10 protein-coding genes are annotated in these 15,732 nt (G+C 38.0%); 9 read left to right on the forward strand and 1 reads right to left on the reverse strand.

Features of this window, described 5'->3' with window-relative positions:
- Positions 1-5 precede the first annotated feature (5 nt).
- The 9 genes from tssF to FTV27_RS14980 all read left to right on the forward strand — a co-directional run bounded on the left by tssF (position 6) and on the right by FTV27_RS14980 (position 14,595).
- Complete coding sequence (tssF, locus tag FTV27_RS14940) at positions 6-1,814, forward strand: type VI secretion system baseplate subunit TssF (protein WP_180064162.1); 1,809 nt, start codon at positions 6-8, stop codon at positions 1,812-1,814.
- A complete protein-coding gene (tssG, locus tag FTV27_RS14945) occupies positions 1,778-2,770 on the forward strand; it encodes a type VI secretion system baseplate subunit TssG (protein ID WP_180079163.1) in 993 nt (330 codons plus the stop codon). The genes tssF and tssG overlap by 37 nt, the downstream gene beginning before the upstream one ends.
- A gap of 2 nt (positions 2,771-2,772) precedes the next feature.
- On the forward strand, positions 2,773-4,218 hold the full coding sequence (locus FTV27_RS14950; RefSeq protein WP_180079164.1) for a hypothetical protein: 1,446 nt from the start codon (positions 2,773-2,775) through the stop codon (positions 4,216-4,218).
- A gap of 28 nt (positions 4,219-4,246) precedes the next feature.
- Positions 4,247-8,077 carry a type VI secretion system membrane subunit TssM gene (tssM, locus tag FTV27_RS14955; protein ID WP_180079165.1) on the forward strand — a complete coding sequence of 1,277 codons (3,831 nt, stop codon included), beginning with the start codon at positions 4,247-4,249 and terminating at the stop codon, positions 8,075-8,077.
- Positions 8,078-8,134: 57 nt separating this feature from the next.
- On the forward strand, positions 8,135-9,094 hold the full coding sequence (gene tagF / locus FTV27_RS14960) for a type VI secretion system-associated protein TagF (protein WP_078190765.1): 960 nt from the start codon (positions 8,135-8,137) through the stop codon (positions 9,092-9,094).
- Between the two features lie 20 nt (positions 9,095-9,114).
- Entirely contained in the window at positions 9,115-9,861 is a 747-nt protein-coding gene (locus FTV27_RS14965; protein ID WP_257230032.1) for an OmpA family protein, read from the forward strand.
- A 399-nt stretch (positions 9,862-10,260) separates the two neighbouring features.
- Positions 10,261-11,889, forward strand: a complete 1,629-nt coding sequence (locus FTV27_RS14970) for a long-chain-fatty-acid--CoA ligase (RefSeq protein ID WP_180079167.1) — start codon at positions 10,261-10,263, stop codon at positions 11,887-11,889.
- A 241-nt stretch (positions 11,890-12,130) separates the two neighbouring features.
- Entirely contained in the window at positions 12,131-13,018 is an 888-nt protein-coding gene (locus tag FTV27_RS14975; protein WP_180079168.1) for a DMT family transporter, read from the forward strand.
- Positions 13,019-13,296: 278 nt separating this feature from the next.
- Positions 13,297-14,595, forward strand: coding sequence for an MgtC/SapB family protein (locus tag FTV27_RS14980; protein WP_180079169.1), 1,299 nt, complete (start codon positions 13,297-13,299; stop codon positions 14,593-14,595).
- A gap of 24 nt (positions 14,596-14,619) precedes the next feature.
- Here the strand turns inward: FTV27_RS14980 and yddG are convergent, their stop codons facing one another.
- A complete protein-coding gene (yddG, locus tag FTV27_RS14985; RefSeq protein ID WP_180079170.1) occupies positions 14,620-15,543 on the reverse strand; it encodes an aromatic amino acid DMT transporter YddG in 924 nt (307 codons plus the stop codon).
- Between the last annotated feature and the right edge of the window lie 189 nt (positions 15,544-15,732).

A 15,732-nucleotide genomic window follows, 5' to 3' on the forward strand; every position in this document is an offset into this window, starting at 1 on the left:
TATCTGTGATTGAAGAGCTGTTACCGTATTACGAAAAACAACTACAGGAATTTGGACAACAGTCCCGTGAGTTTGCCAGTAAATACCCCAAAATCGCCCAGCGTTTGTCTTTAAACCAAGAACAAATAGATGACCCGCATATTGAGCGTTTAATTCAAGCATTTTCTCTAATTTCTGCACGGATTGATAAAAAACTTGCAGATAGTTATGACGTTTTTACCCGTTCAATTTTTGAGGTGATGTTTCCTCAATATTTAAAACCATTTCCTGCATGTTCTGTGGTGAGCTTCGAAGATATAAATAAAATTAAGCAATTAACAGATCGACACGTTATTCCAAAGGCGACCAGTCTAAAAGCCAAAAGTACGCGCGGTGTTCAATGTGAATATCAGACGGTACAAGAAGTTACATTATTACCGATTCAATTAAAACAGCTCAATTTCAAAACTCATCCATCGGCACATATGCATTTAAATCAAAATGCTACATTGAGCTTAGGATTTGAAATTTTTTCGAATAAGCACGCTTTACTCAAAAATGAAACTTTGCCGATATTTTTAGACGCTATTTCTAATTTTCCTTTGCAGGTTTTAGATAGTATTTTTAAATCGACTACAAGTTTTTCGATTCGTGTGGGGCAGCACATTTTTGATATTGCCAATCCATTTGAAATTATGGGCTTTGATGAAGTTCAAAGTGTTCTACCTATCGATCAACATACACATCATGCATATCGTTTACTGATGGAATATTTTTGTGTTCCTGAAAAATTCAATTTTTTAAATCTAAATCTAGATTTCATTAAGTTTTTAAGTTTAGAACATAGTGAATTTGATGTTCAAATGCACTTTAAACTCAATTTAAATGATCAAGCAGCGATTCGAAATTATTCTGAATTAAATGCGGCAAATTTTAAATTGTTTGCTACACCAATTGTTAATCTTTTCAATAAACAAGCAGAGCCGCAAAAGATTAATCATAAGCGAATGGAATATCCATTGGTGACAGATGCACACCATCCTGAATATTTTCAAGCCTATAGCATTTTAAAAATGAATATGGTGCGTGAAAAAAGTAACCAAGATGAAGTGTATTATCCGGTACTGCCTTTTTTTGCAATGAGTCATTATCATCAGGATAAAGTGCAGTTTTTTTATAGTTTAAATCCGCAGCAGATGAAGAATAAACATCAGGAATTAAACTATTCAATCATATCTCGTGCTTTAGACCCACATAGCACTCAGTCCGATTTTATTAGTACTGAACTACTATGTAGTAATCGTGAGTTACCTTACGAAAGTTATAATAAAGATCAAAATGCATTAACTCTGAATGATAGTAATTTGGCCCGTCGTGCCCTGATGCTCAAACGACCGTCGTTACCGTATTATTTTGAGCAAAATAAACAAGAACAGTGGCGGGTCATTTCACATTTATCTTTGAATAATATGTCTTTAATGAAAGGCGATACGGTCTCTCATATTAAAGAACTTTTGGAATTGTATAATTTACCTAAATCGAAAGAAAACCAAATTATTATCGACTCCATAAAAAATATTCAGTTTTCTACCACACAGAAACTTGTAGATAGTAAACCGTTTCCATTATTTGTCAGAGGTTTAAAAGTACAGCTCGATATCGATGCGGATATATTTAGAGGGCATAGCCTGTATATATTTAGTCAATTGCTAGCCCATATCTTTAATTTAAAAGTCAATATGAACAGCTTTGTCGATGTCTCGGTTTTTGATGCAAATAGTCAACAGGAGTTATACCAATGCGTGCAGAACGTTGGTGGCAAGAAAGCTCTGTAATTGACGGACTTTTCCAAGAACCGAAAGCCTACGAGTTTGTTCAAGCTACTCGTTTGTTAAGACATGCACCTTATGGAGCGGCTCAAGTCCATTGGGCAAATAACTTTGAGTTTAATAGTTCACTTAATCTGAACTTCCCGAACACTGAAATTGAAAGTTTAGAGTTCAACGATGAGAAAGTTGAACTGACAAATTTAATGGTGGGTTTAACGGGTATTCAAGGTGCATTACCTTATAGCTATACCAATAAGATTAAGCTCAGCGGGCGACATCAGCGACACGAAACACAAAAGTTTTTAGGGCTGTTTAATCATAAATTAACAGCACATTATGTTGATGCCAGTTTAAATTATCATTTACCTATTCGTTATGAAATCGAGCAGGATAATCACTATCTTGATATTTTACATGCATTAAATGGTTATATCAGTAGCCAGCATGATCAGCCAGATTTAGATGATTATTTTGCTGAATTCTCAGGTTTAATGCAGGGGCAAAACAATACAGCTTATGCATTAAAAACCATGCTGAATTGTATCTTTAAGCAGAAATTTGATATTCGAGAATTTATCCCTGAAACTTTTGTATTTGAAGAAGATCAGAGAACATGTTTAGGTGGATCTCAGCCGAGCTTATTGGGGCTGAATACTTTTTGTGGTGAGAAGATTCAACAGATTGACGAAAAAATTGAAATCGTGATTGGACCTTTAAATCATGAAGATTATTTAACATTTTTACCGAATCAGGCACGCAGCCTAAAATTAAAACAAATGATTCAAACTTGGTGTAGTCCAACATTAATGGTGGATGTGCGCTTAATTTTACAAAAAGAAGAAATAAAACCGGTGTGTTTAAATTCTTTGAGCGGAATTGGTTTAGCTCAGGGAGCATTTTTACAGCCGAATAAACAGGTCGATAATACAGAAACCTGTTATGCCTTAATGGGGAATGCATAATAATGCTGAAATTAATAATTGGAACCTTTAGTACGCTTTTTGTTTTGTGTACTGCTTTCGTGATTTTTTACTGGCGAGATACAGGCTATGACCCGACGGCTTTCGATTTAGTCATATACTTTTTACTTCTTCCTTTAGCTTTATGTGCAATTATTTTGTCGCCTTATTTGCTTTACAAGGGCATTCAACATCAAAAAGAAAAAAAACTTGAAGCTGAAAAACGTGCAGAAGAACAAGCTGAGCAACAACAACTTGAGGCCATTGAACAAGCAAAACCGAAGCCTATTGATGTACAGCAATTTCGTTTAAATGTTTATTCATCAGCGGCTTGGCATAGTTTTGGTGAAAACGAACAAATTATCCAAGATATTCAACAATTCAAAAGTCCTGAACTCGATGATAAATTATTCAATGCATACGGTTTGCCTGTTCTTTCATTTCGAATCAAAGGTTTAGATGAACTCACTAATGAAGAAGCAGAGGATGAATATAGTGCCATCACCATGCGTGAAAAACGAATCCAGTCACTTATTCAGCAACAACTAGAGCAACACGTTGAAAGTCTATTTTTAATTGCTGAGCATCTGAAGCAATCAGCACTCTTTTATGATAGTGAATTGGCATATCAGTACCGTATGCATCCGGGTTGGGTGGATCCAGATTATACGCAAGATGAACATCCAGAACATTTGGCGAACAATGCACAGCAAGTTTCACGTTTAAATCGTTTAAATGTCCATATTTTGCTTGCTGATAATTTGATTCATCAATGGAATGATGATTATGCTCAAATTATTCAGCAGTATCTATCTGACGGATTTTCGATCATTCCCGAACAAATTCATATCGAGCCACATTTTATCGGCACTCAAGTCGCTTATTCAGAATGGTTAAGCATTTTAGAGATGATTTCAAAACAAAAGTTTGAAGTCAGTTTGATTCTAAATGCCGACTCTGAAATCGACCAAGAATGGATTGATGAAAAGATGTGGTTACAAGAAAAATACATTGCTGCAGAGTTTGCATCGAGTTGGTGTTTGGCTGCTTCAGACGTTCAAGTTCGAGGTTTAACTCCAAATAAAGTGCTACAAGTGGTGGCACATGAGCCTGAGTTGAAACGTAATTTAGAGCTTAAAGCACTGAATAATTTAGATCAGTATGATCAAGAACAACCCTTTTTATTGATGTTAGATGATGCAACTGATATGAAAGTGGTGAAAAAATTACAGCATAAATTTAATGAAACCGCGATTGAAACCTATCATTTTTTATATACAAAACAGAATCTTGGAAATACCCAGCAATTGGCAAAAATTTTTGGATTCATGTTGGGTATGCACTTGCCAGAAGAGTTAACTGCCATGATTTATAGCACAGACCAAGAATCGACATTTGCTTTTATTCAAGCATTTTCAGTAGAAGATGAACTTGAACAAGAAACTGTTTAATTAGAATTAAGACGAAATTGAGAACATTGTGAACACACTATTTTATACGATCCTCGGTTATGTTTGGCAGTACGTCACCAATCCTAAAGCGATGGTGGCTTTGTCATTTTTTGTGGCCATTGTGGCTATGCATAATTCGATTCCACAAAAGACTTTTTACATTGTGGTTGCTGTTTATATTCTCGGATTAATTCTGTGGGGTATTTATGAATTAGTGCAGCATTATCGTCATAAACAGCAAGGCGAAGAGCTGGCTGAGGCGATTGCCAAAGATAATGAAGCTGAATACGGCAAACAAAAGAATAAAGAAGAACTTGCGCTGATCAATCAGCAAATGAAAGACTCGATTCAACTTATCCGTAAATCAAAACTCGGCGACAAAAAGGGTAATGCAGCGCTATATGAATTACCTTGGTACATGGTGATTGGTAACCCAGCAGCGGGTAAAAGTTCAGCGATTTATAATTCTGGTCTTAGATTTCCATTTGAAGAAACTCATCAGAAAATGGTGTCGGCAGGTCTAAGTGGTACTCGTAACTGCGATTGGTTTTTCTCTACAGATGGTGTGTTACTCGATACCGCAGGTCGATATTCAGTTTATGCTGAAGACCATTCAGAATGGTTAGGCTTTTTAAATATTCTAAAGAAAAACCGTTCTAAAGCACCAATTAACGGTTTAATCGTGATTGTTTCTGTGGCGGAGCTTGTTAGTCAAAGTCCTGAAAAATCAATCAAATTAGCCAAAAACTTACGCGCACGTATACAGGATTTGACGGAACGTTTAGAAATTTTTGCACCAGTCTATATCGTTTTTTCAAAAATGGATTTGATTGCCGGCTTTACTGAATTTTTTGATTGTTATGATAAGGATGAATTTGATCAAGTTTGGGGTGCAACACTACCTTATGATCCAGACTCATCTGAGCATGCCGTTGAGATGTTCGAAAAGCATTATTCAATTTTATACGATGGTTTGAAGAGCGTCAGTACTACGCACTTGAGTCGTCGTCATTCGCAAAATATTTCTCCAAGTGTAATGACATTTCCACTTGAGTTTAAAAGTTTAAAGCCAGTGCTCAAAACTTTTATTGGTACGTTGTTTCAAGACAACCCTTATCAGTTTAAACCGGTATTCCGTGGGTTCTATTTCACCAGTGCGTTGCAAGAAGGTGTGATTGAAAGTCCAATGACGGAGCAAATCGCTGAAGACTTTCATTTGGTGAAAAGTACGGATAGTGAGTTTGGCATTCCTACGAATTCTGTTTCGCAAGACCATGGTTATTTCTTAAAAGGACTCTTTTCAACCGTCATTTTAAAAGATAAAAATCTAGTTAAACAACATATCAATCCTGCACGTAAACGTCAGCGCTTTATGGCATTTATTGCTGCATTGTTATTGGTTGCTGTGGTGCTTGGGTTATGGGTTTGGTCGTATCGTAATAACCAACAACTCGTGGCGGAAGTTCAAGCTGACTTAGACAAAGTTGTGCAAATGGAAAGCCGTAGCGGAAGTGAGCTTTCGACTCAATTAGATGCATTGCTGATATTACAAGGGCATTTACAGCAGCTCGATCACTTTGATGAAGATCGTCCTTTGAAATATAGCTTTGGTTTATACCAAGGGAATAAAATTCGTGAAAAACTCAAAGTTGAGTATTTACGAGGTATTCAACAAATTGTATTAGCACCATCTCAGCAAAATATGGCGCAGTACTTACAACGTGTCAAAGCCAATGAAGCGACGTTGAAAGAAAATCACGTCAATGTGCAAATTACTCAAGCGGTGAAATCAAATCAGCCCTATTTAGAACCATCGGATACTAACCCTCAGGATGCATATAATGCACTGAAGGCGTATTTGATGATGAGCAATCATAAATATATGGAATCGAGCCATTTGAGTGACCAGGTTACTCGTTTCTGGCGTTCGTGGTTAGATTCAAATCGTGGTCAAATGCCACGTGGGGAAATGATTCAAAAAGCCGAACAAGTTTTATCTTATGCGATGACTTTAGCTGCTGATCCTGCGTTTCCGCAAATGGAATCTGATCCTTTATTGGTAGATCAAACACGTCAATTATTGACGGCTGTTACCATGGGTATTCCTGCACGTGACCGCGTTTATAATGAAATTAAAATGCGTGGTTCGGTACGTTTCCCTGCGGTGACAGTGAAGCAAATATTAGGTGAAACAGGCCAAAACAGCATGTTGGGTAGTTACGCCTTGCCGGGTATCTTTACTTACCAAGCTTGGAATGATTATGTAAAAGATGCGATTAACCAAGCTGCGAATAATCCGACGGATACTCAAGATTGGGTACTCAATACCAATCGTTCTGATGACCTGACGTTTAGTGGTAGTCCAGATCAGATCAGTAAACAGCTAACCGAACTTTATAAGCAGGAATATATCGCTGAATGGCGTAAATTTTTAAATGCTGTGCATTATGGAAAAGGTGCAGATGTCGCTCAGCAGTCACGTTTTATCGATATTTTAGGTGAACCTGAGAATTCGCCAATTCGTAAAGTGGTGGACCGTATTGCGAAAGAAACCAGTTGGGATAATCCAATTGTTCAAGCAGAACTGGCTGCGCCTCAGAAAGGTTTTATTGCGTGGTTTAAACGTAAAGTCCTCAGCCGTGATGATGCGCAGCAGGCACAGCAAGTTGCTTCTAAAGCCGGTCAAGGTGTTATTGCAAAAGAATTTGATGTGTTCTATCAACTAGTTCGTAAGCGTGATGATCAGCAAAACAAATCTATTTTAGATGAATACATGCTGTCTTTGAGTCAAGTACGTAGTAAGTTCAATGATTTGAAGAGTGGCGGTGACATGGGGCCTGCAAGCATGACATTGGTGAAACAAACCATCAATGATCAAAGCTCTGTCTTTAATAGCACGCAAAAATTTGTGGATGAAAAAATGTCTGTCGGTCTGAATGAATTAGATCAGCAGTTGATTCAAAAACTCTTTATGCAGCCAGTGACCCAGTCATTTGAGGTTCTTTTGATCCCAGCTCAAAACGAAATTAATAAGTTGTGGGCAATGCAGGCGTATCAACCATTTACAACTAATCTTGCGCCTAAATATCCATTTAATAGCAATGCAACTTTACAAGCGAACAGTAATGAAATTAGCCAAATTTTTGGTGAAAACGGAAGTATCGCTCGTTTTGTAAAAGAATATTTGGATCCATTGGTGATTCGTCGTGGCTATACCTTAACCACGAAAACATGGAAAGATTTGGGCATTGGTTTAAATCCACAATTCGTAGCGAATTTCCAACGCTATGTTGCGCCAAGTAATGGCGTTGCTACAGGGGAATTGAGTCAAGCAGCACCTGCGGCAACCAATCAATCGAACTTCCAGTTCTTCCCATTAGAAAATACACAGTTGCTTTCATATACCATTGATATTGATGGTCAGCGTATGGTGTATGAAAACGGTGTTCAGCAATGGGTGAACTTTGTTTGGCCAAATAAAGGGGCAATTCCGGGTGCACGTATTACCGCGATTGACTTGGAAGGTCAAACGCATACGATTTTTGATGAGCCGGGTGAATATGGTATTAACCGATTGGTTGAAGGCGCTCAGCGTACACAAAATGGTAATTCATTTGAAATGGTGTGGCGTAGCAAACAAAATCCAAAAGTGTTTGTTAAAGTGAATTTCCGTTTAATTAGTGGTAACGCATCTGGCCCAACTACAGGTTCAGGCTATTCAGGTATGACTCTTGTTGATCAAGTGGTGACGAATAAAGGTGTTCGTGTCGTCGCAGCGCAAACGATGCCTGCAGGACAAGCGCCTGTAGCGCCAGCGACTTCACCGATGAGTGTTGTACAAGGAACAGCAACACCATGATGATGAATTTAAAAATGAGAGCGGTGGCATTCGTGCAAAAGAACAAGGAGTGTGACGATGTATGAAGTGAGAACGACACCGCTGTATTATGGAAAATGTCCAGCTCGTGGTGACTTCTTAAAGAGCCGTGAACAATATTCACTGATTCAGTTAATCGATCAGTGGATCACGGAGGCGCTTGAGTTCGCTATGCGTTCAGACAATTTTAATGCAGCGTATAACTCACTGCCTTCATTAGATTTCTTTATTGCCAGTCCAAAAGATAAGCGTTTTTTGGTTGCCAATTTGATTAGTAGTGAAGACAGTTCAAAGCGTCAATTTCCAATGGTGCTCGCTCATCTGCTAGAAATCGATGATCCTTTCGATAATATTTTGTATGCACCTTATCGTTATAAACAAACCTTAATTGACTTATATCAGCGTAACCGAGTGATGCGTTCTATTCGCGATCCCGATATTTTGCTCGATAAATTAGGTAAATTGAATAACGAAATCCAAGTGTTCGGGACAGAAGAAACCTCTTCTTTTTATGAGCACCATACGTTGCATTCATTTGCACGTTTATTGAATTTTACGCCTTATCAGTTGGCGCAAAGCATGATTGGTCTCGGTTTGCTGCTACAACCGATTATTCATCAGGGCACGTCTCGGTTGAATAAAGTGTTGATTTTACCAATTAATAATATTAGTTACTGCTATGAAATCGCGGCTTTTTGGGTCAATTTAATTAGTCGTTTTGTCGAAAACCAAGATGCTGAGTTACTCATTGGCATCCTACACAGTGATTCACCTGTTTTACTATTTGGTTTTCAAGGTGCTGATATTACTGCACTCAGTGATGTTTTTACCCAAAATATGCAAAGTGATCATTGGGTTTCCCTGATCGATGCCAGTTGGATTGATCCTTATCTTGAACAAAATGCAGGCTTAGCCGTTTTGGAACAGTCTTTGAGTGAGCGTCAGATCAGCCTTATTCATGGCATTAAACTTTTTAGACAGACTTTTATAGAAGAATAATGATGCAAAGAATCTTACCAATGTTGCCCAAATTTCTTGCGAGTGTGTGCATTTTAGGCTGTTCGGCTTTGCTCTGGGCAGAGCCTATTGTGATTGAAGGCGCTGTACCGAATGAAGCAACCAAGCAAGAAATATTAAATAAAGCCTATTTGACTTATGGTCAGGCAAATGTGGTTGATAAAATTCAGGTTCGAGCGGTTACTGCACCCAATGGTTGGGGCAATAGCGTAAGCCAGATGATTAATGATGACTTAAAGAAAGTAAAACAGGGGAAACTCTCTGTACGCGGAACGCAAGTCGATTTAAGTGGAAAGATGTCAAATCAAGATGATATCCAACCCACGACCACCAAGTTTCAGTCTTTGGTCACAGCACCTTTTCGTTTCAATGCACAGCTTTCTGTCAATCAGGCTGAACAGGCCATTATTGATGCAGCTTTACGTAATCGTATTATTGAGTTTGAATCTGGAAGCGCGATTTTAGCGCCATCTGGGGTACAGATCTTAGATGAAATGGTTGTCGCACTGAACCGCGTCGGTGGGAAAAAAGTACGAATTATTGGTCACACAGACAGTTCGGGCAATCCTGAGAAAAACTTAAGTTTAAGCCAAGATCGTGCTAATGCGGTTAAAAACTACCTGATTTCAAAAAATATTGCGGCGGCGAATTTAAGTACTGAAGGGATGGGATCAAATAAGCCTGTAGCAGACAATGCTACGCCTGAAGGTCGTAAGAAAAACCGTCGTATTGAGTTTGAAGTACTGTAACTATGTTAACTTAACTACAACGGCTAATACTATGAATGAACCCAGTGTATCTAGACTGGGTTTTTTTATGCCAATTGACTCAGTCGATTATTTGATAACTGAAAACGACATTTTTTAAAGCAGCAGTGTTATAACTAAATAAGACTATATTTTGAATAAAGCTTTAATTTTTGCATTTTATACCACTAAAGCATTCATATTTTGAGCAATAAAACAGTGGATTCTAAAATCAATTAAGGTTAAAACATAAGAATCAGTTTTGGATATGCGTTTCATATCTACTGCTTTCAACCTTGTCGATGAAGAATAATCACTTTTGACATGGTGCAAAGTTTTAAAAAATCTGCAGGACAGTGTGGAAAAACAACAACTCAATATGGATGAATGTGGGAGCAAAGAATGCTTGGTAATATGATGTTTAAACCGCTTTTGATTAGTAGCATGATTGAACATGCGGGTCGCTATCATGCGGATAGTTTAGTCATTTCAAAAAATACAGACACGACGATTACGAAAACCACTTGGGGTGATGTCCATAAAAATTCAAAACGATTTGCTAATGTTCTTGCATCTCTCGGTTTAAATTTAGGGGATCGTGTTGCGACCATCGCTTGGAATAACCACCGTCATTTAGAGTCTTGGTACGCTATTTCAGGTAGCGGCTATGTTTGTCACACCATTAATCCGCGTTTATTTCCAGAACAATTAATTTTTATCATCAATGATGCCGCAGACCGCGTCATGTTATTTGATAAAACCTTTTTGCCTTTAATCAAAGCAGTAAAACCACTATTAAAATCTGTTGAACATTTTATTTGTTTAGATGCACCAGATGCAGCGATTGTCGAAGCGGTGCCAGAAGTTAAATTTTATGATGAACTCATCGCGGCGCAATCTGCAGACTATACATGGCCAGAATTAGATGAATTATCGGCTAGTTCGTTATGTTATACCTCGGGTACCACAGGCAATCCGAAAGGCGTGTTGTATAGTCATCGTTCAACAGTCTTACACAGTTATGCGATTTGTATGCCGGATTCATTAAATATCTCAGCGCGAGATATTATGATGCCCGTTGTGCCGATGTTCCATGTCAACGCATGGGGTACGCCATATGCTGCGGCAATGGTGGGATGTACTTTAGTGCTGCCAGGCCCAGGTTTAGATGGAGCAAGCCTGACGCAAATGATTGATGACTATAAAGTATCCGTTGCATTGGGTGTTCCAACGATTTGGCAGGGTTTGATTAATGCTGCGCAACAAGCGGGTAGTCAGCTTGAAAGTTTAGTGCGTAATGTGGTTGGTGGATCTGCTTGTCCTCCTGCGATGTTAAAAGTGTTTAAAGAACAATTTAACTGTGAAACGATTCATGCTTGGGGAATGACCGAAACCAGTCCATTAGGTTCTTCAAACCAATTTAAAGCCAAACATTTGTTATTATCTGAAGAAGAACAATTACAAGTACGATTGTCACAAGGTCGTCCACCATTTGGGGTCGATTTACGTATTACCGATGAAGAAAACGGTACACACGAAGTTGCACGTGATGGCGAAACGACGGGTAATTTACAGATCCAAGGGCATTGGATTATTGGCAATTACTTTGGCAAAACAGAATCTGCATTAACCTCAGATGGTTGGTTTGATACCGGGGATATTGCAACCCTGAACGAAGATGGTTTCTTAAAAATTAGTGACCGTTCAAAAGATTTGATCAAATCGGGCGGTGAATGGATTTCTTCCGTTGAGTTAGAAAATTTAGCTATGGGACATCCTAAAATTGCAATGGCGGCAGTGATTGCAGCAACCCATCCAAAATGGGATGAGCGTCCTGTATTGATTGCAATTAAAAAGCCAGATGTCGATTTATCTGATACAGAAATTTTGGATTATTATGCAGATAAAGTTGCTAAATGGCAGGTGCCAGATAAAGTGATTTTTGTGGATGCTATTCCTTTGAGCGGAACAGGGAAAATGTTAAAAAAAGATCTACGTGAGCAATTTGGTGCTGTATTACTAGAAAGCTAACTTAATATAAGTCACTAACTAAATGTTGGTAAGGAGCAAAACGCAAAGGTAACATGCCTTTGCGTTTTTTTATAAAAACTTACCTTTCGATACATACCATATGCTTAATATGAGGTTTTTAAATAAATTTTTTTCAACGAATCCATAACCAAGTTCAATGAATAATCTAGCCGTGTTGGGTCGCATTCAATTCAATAAAAGCGTAAATTGATGAGGTATCCACCGTTAAACCACCTTTCTTATGTTTCCAGTTTGGATCTTATTCACTTTAATGGCTGCTTTTATGCAGTCATGGCGCAATGCATTTCAAAAACAACTCAGTACCACTGTTGATGTGTATGGTGTTACCCTTGCTCGGTTTATTTTTGGGCTCCCATTTGCCTGCATTTATTTATTTGTGCTGTACCAACAACAGCCTGTGACTCAGGTGACCACATTTACACCTATGTTTTGGGTCTATGTGGTGATTGCAGGACTAAGTCAAATTTTAGCGACGATGTTAATGGTCTTGCTTTTTAAGCAAAAGAATTATGCCATTGGTGTTGGTTTAGCGAAAAGTGAAGCCATCTTTGCGGCCATAGTGGGGGTGATTTTCTTAAGTGAACATTTAAGTTTATTTGGTTGGATTGGTGTTTTGGTTGGTGGCATAGCCGTTTTTCTTTTAAGCAAAGGTTCTCAACGACAAAAATTATCTCTACCTACGTTATGCATCGGTGTAGGGAGTGGATTAAGTTTTGCCATTACCTCTTTATTGGTTCGTGAAGCCAGTTTAGAGCTAAGTGATTTACCGACTTTGCATCGTGCGGCGTGGGTATTGTTGAGTGTAATTGGCTTTCAATGTGTGATTATGCTGCTGTACCTCAGTCTATTTAGCCGCAAAACGCTCATTGCCATGTGGGAGAGAGTCGGTCTGACCTTTCGCGTTAGTGTCTGTAGCTTTCTAGCATCGTTGGGCTGGTTTACTGCCATGAGCATGCAAACGGTTGCGATTGTTAAAACCCTAGGTCAAATCGAAATATTATTTAGTCTATTAATCTCTGCCTTTTTCTTTAAGGAAAAACTCGCAAGAACTGATCATTGGGGTTTAGCCTTAGTGGTGATTGCGGCCATTATGGTGATTTGGGCTTAATGTGTGCTTTAAACATTCATGAAAGCAAATAGAGGCCGAATTTAAGTCAGTTTTTCGAATATATTTTTAATTAAAATATGGGAAAAATTAATGTTTACTAAGATATTTATCATGGAATTGTTTATGATTTAAAAGATGATTAAACTTTGAACATGATTGAAAATGCTCAAGTTGTTCAATTTATATATTTATTTTTCTAATTTTAGCGTTAAATTTATTTTAATTATTTTTTATTTATATTGCCAAAATAAACAATGTATTGATGGGAGGGCTTAAATTTGGAAATACTCATACAAACATTATCCTTCCCAGCATTGTTAACGATTTTAGCTTCGGCTTTAGGCTGTGGATTGCTCATCGGTTTGGAGCGTCAACGTAACAACAATTTAGACAGTGAACAGAGCTTTGCCGGTTTACGCTCATTTACCATTTGTGCATTGTTAGGAGCACTGTGTTTTTTAATCCATTTAGCTGTTGGTGTGCTCGGTGCAATTGTCGTCAGTATGTTTAGCTATTATGGATTAAGCCAACAAAAACAAGATATTGGAACAACCACAGAACTTGCTTTTGTCATGACTTATTTGATCGGTGCCGCTTGTGTTTTTAATATTCCACTTGCTGCGTGTTTGGCTGTCGTGCTGACCCTCATATTAGTTGGAAAAAAAGGCTTACATCATTTTGCAGCACATTGGATCAAAGACTATGAGTTAAGAGATGGTGTATTTTTACTGGCATTGATCCTAATTGCCTTACCTTTAACGCCGAATCAAGCCTATTGGGGTTCAGTATTAAATCCCTATGTGATTTTAAAATTACTGATATTGATCTTGGTGGTGCAGTCATTAGCACACATTTCCAAGCGGCTATTATCCTCTGATAAAGCCATTATTTTATCGGCCTTGGCATCAGGTTTTGTGTCGAGCACCGCAACGATCGCTAGCTTAGGTATGGAAGTACGAGCAGGAAAAGCCAGTGCCAAAAGTAATGCAGGGGCAGGACTTTTTTCATGTGTTGCGACATTGGTTCAACTTTTGATCATTGTCCTTGGGGTGAGTTTTGCTTGGTTTAAAATATTAGTTATACCAAGTATCGTCGGCATCTTGATATTGGTCCTTGCTGCGCTATATCTGATTTATGGCTCATCTCAAGTTCAGCATAATAAAGAGTCAGAACCCGAAATGCTTCATGTAGAGGCGAATGAACCAGCACAGTTAGAAAAGACCGATAGTCGAATGTTTAGCTTAAAACAGGCGGCAACCATTGCCATCACGCTCACTTTGATCCAAGCACTTGTTTATGGATTAAATCTCGCTTTAGGTGATAAAGGCTTAATTTTAGGGACATTATTAGCATCACTCTTTGAAGTCCATGCAGCTATGGCAACCGTTGTGATGCAAGGTAATATCGATAATTTGACACTGGTTTCTGCTGTGGTGATTGGATTATCAGCCCATGCAATTTCAAAATGTGTGAATGCATTTCTCACAGGTGGATGGAAATATTTTCTATATTTTGCACCAACACAGTTACTTCACATGCTGTGCCTAATCGCGGTTTTGTTATTCAGTTTAAGATAATCAGAGGCAATTAACTGCGCCATATTATTCATGACGCAATTGCATTAATTTGGCTTTTATTTGTGGCCAGCTGGTTGAAATCCAACATACCAGCGAACCGAATGTCACTAAAATGGCACCATGCCAAAAACTTAAACTCAGTGGTGTCTGTAAAATAAACATTGAAATTAATGAAGAAAAAATCGGACTAAAATACGATAAGGTCACCAATATCGTAATATTGCCTTTTATAATACCTACATTCCACGCTGCATAACCCAATGCAGTCACGATGGACACGGTCAACATATACATACCGGTATGTAAGTCTACGGCAGGCATTCGCGGAATACCGTGAAATATCAACATTTTTAGCCATAGCATAATCGTGATCACGACGAAAAAGAATGAAATAGGGTTATGTCCAAGACTGTATTTACGTGTAATCACACAGTAGAGTGACCATAAACTCGCTCCCATAAAAGCAAGAAAATAGCTTAATGGATTAGACTGAATGTTCGTAAAGACTGTAGACCAGTTAAAACTTCCATTACCCGTTTGGATCAAAATGATGCCACCCAAACAAATGGCTAAACCAATGATTACGAAAAAGTTAAATTTTAATTCTTTAAATAAGATTAACGCGGCAATTGTCAGACTTGGCCATAAATAATTGACTAAACTGATTTCAATCGCTTGTTGAGCAGTTTGAGCCAAAGCAATGGCATACGAAAAACACAACTCATAAATCACAAATAGAATAGTGGCGTATATCAAAAATTGGCGCGGAACCAGTTTAAGGTTTGGAATTTTAAATAAGAGCAATAGAATAATTGCGCTCAAGGTATACATAAAGAGCACAGCAAGATCAGGGCCAATACTGAAACTAATTTTCTTAAGTAAACCAACAATAGAAGACCATTGTAAGATTGCACTGAATCCAATCAGCGTTGCAAGATTTTTGGACATGATTGCTCGAAGATTTCGCAAATGGCGAATGAATTTTTAATTTTTATTATAGTCTTTATTCAGTCGTTTAGTATAAGCGTGAAATTATCAAACTCTATTTAATTAAAAATATTTAGAGCTCGTCGTACGTCAAGAGCAGCATGGCGATGAACTAGGTTTAGGTTCTGGTTTAGTAACACAAGATTTAAA

This window comes from Acinetobacter sp. YH12251, from assembly GCF_013417465.1.
GTDB lineage: Bacteria > Pseudomonadota > Gammaproteobacteria > Pseudomonadales > Moraxellaceae > Acinetobacter > Acinetobacter amyesii.

Coding starts and splice junctions, on each gene's coding strand:
- tssG (WP_180079163.1), top strand. CDS start 1,778: ATGCGTGCAGAACGTTGGTGGCAAGAAAGCTCTGTAATTGACGGACTT.
- FTV27_RS14950 (WP_180079164.1), top strand. CDS start 2,773: ATGCTGAAATTAATAATTGGAACCTTTAGTACGCTTTTTGTTTTGTGT.
- tagF (WP_078190765.1), top strand. CDS start 8,135: ATGTATGAAGTGAGAACGACACCGCTGTATTATGGAAAATGTCCAGCT.
- FTV27_RS14965 (WP_257230032.1), top strand. CDS start 9,115: ATGTTGCCCAAATTTCTTGCGAGTGTGTGCATTTTAGGCTGTTCGGCT.
- FTV27_RS14970 (WP_180079167.1), top strand. CDS start 10,261: ATGCTTGGTAATATGATGTTTAAACCGCTTTTGATTAGTAGCATGATT.
- FTV27_RS14975 (WP_180079168.1), top strand. CDS start 12,131: ATGTTTCCAGTTTGGATCTTATTCACTTTAATGGCTGCTTTTATGCAG.
- yddG (WP_180079170.1), bottom strand. CDS start 15,543: ATGTCCAAAAATCTTGCAACGCTGATTGGATTCAGTGCAATCTTACAA.